Origin of the sequence: Streptomyces sp. NPDC060198, assembly GCF_042728415.1 — a bacterium.
Taxonomy (GTDB): domain Bacteria; phylum Actinomycetota; class Actinomycetes; order Streptomycetales; family Streptomycetaceae; genus Streptomyces.
This window is the reverse complement of sequence record NZ_JBHWZJ010000685.1, coordinates 1-1291: the sequence shown is the minus strand read 5'-3', so window position 1 is coordinate 1291 and position 1291 is coordinate 1. Positions and strand designations below refer to the sequence as shown.

Genomic DNA, 1291 nt, shown 5'->3' with positions numbered 1-1291 from the left:
ATCGCGTACGGGCCCGGCGGCGTTGCGGACCGCCCATCACGCGGACCACCCGCATGCGGAGAGCCCGGCACGTGGACCGCCGACCGGTCAGAGCAGCGTGCGGAGCTTCGCGGCGAGCAGGTCCCAGCGCCACTTCTCCTCGACCCACTCACGCCCCCGCTCCCCCATCCGGCGGCGCAGTTCCGCGTCGCCGAGCAGGGTGACGATCCGGTCGGCGGTGTCCTCGGCGTCGCCGCCGCGCACCACCCAGCCGGTCTCGCCGTCCAGGACCGCGTCGGGCGCCCCGCCGGAGTCACCCGCCACCACCGGCAGCCCGGTCGCGGAAGCCTCCAGGTAGACGATGCCGAGGCCCTCCACGTCGAGGCCGCCGCGCCGGGTCCGGCAGGGCATCGCGAAGACGTCGCCGGCGCCGTAGTGCGCGGGGAGCTCCTCCCAGGGCACGGAGCCGGTGAAGCGCACGGAGCGGCTCACCCCGGTCTCGGCGGCGAGCTTCTCCAGATCCTCGGCGTACGGGCCGCCGCCGACGATCAGGAGCACGGTGTCGGGGTGGCGCGCCAGGATCGCGGGCATCGCGAGGATCAGGGTGTCCTGGCCCTTGCGCGGCACCAGCCGGGAGACGCAGACGACCACGGGCCGGTCGGTGAGCCCGAGCCGGGCCCTGACCCGGTCGCCGCCGGACGCCGGGTGGAAGGTCTTCTCGTCGACGCCGGGCGGGAGTTGCACCATGCGGCCCGCCGCCTCGGGGGTGAGCGCGGCGGCGATCCGGGACCGGGTGTACTCACCGAGGTAGGTGATCGTGTCGGTGCCCTCCCCGATGCGGCGCAGCAGCTGCCGGGAGGCGGGGAGCTGGGCCCAGCCCGCCTCGTGGCCGTGGCTGGTGGCGACGAGCCGGCGGGCCCCGGCCCGGCGCAGCGCGGGGGCCATCAGGCCGAGCGGAGCGGCGGCGCCGAACCACACGGAGGTGCAGCCGTGCTCCCGCAGCAGCCCGGCGGCGCGGCGGGTGACCCGGGGGGTGGGCAGCAGCATCGTCGTGCGGTCCCGGACGACGGTGAAGGGCTGTTCGGCGTCGAAGTCGGCGGTGGCCCGTACGCCCTCCTCGGTCCGCTTCCAGGTGGAGGCGTAGACGACGAGCTGTCCGGGGTCCAGCCGCAGCGCCATGTTGTGCAGGAACGCCTGGATGCCACCGGGGCGGGGCGGGAAGTCGTTGGTCACGATCAGGGTCTTGTCCATCGCCGCCGACAGTAACGGACGCCCGGCGCGTGACGGACCGCCACCTGGGGCGGTGCGTCAC

Annotated in this window: 1 protein-coding gene; it reads right to left on the bottom strand. The window is 75.4% G+C overall.

Annotated features, from left to right (window positions below):
* Positions 1–87 precede the first annotated feature (87 nt).
* Positions 88–1230 carry a glycosyltransferase family 4 protein gene (locus ACFWEP_RS34725; protein ID WP_387376301.1) on the bottom strand — a complete coding sequence of 381 codons (1143 nt, stop codon included), beginning with the start codon at positions 1228–1230 and terminating at the stop codon, positions 88–90.
* Between the last annotated feature and the right edge of the window lie 61 nt (positions 1231–1291).

Coding starts and splice junctions, on each gene's coding strand:
- ACFWEP_RS34725 (WP_387376301.1), bottom strand. CDS start 1,230: ATGGACAAGACCCTGATCGTGACCAACGACTTCCCGCCCCGCCCCGGT.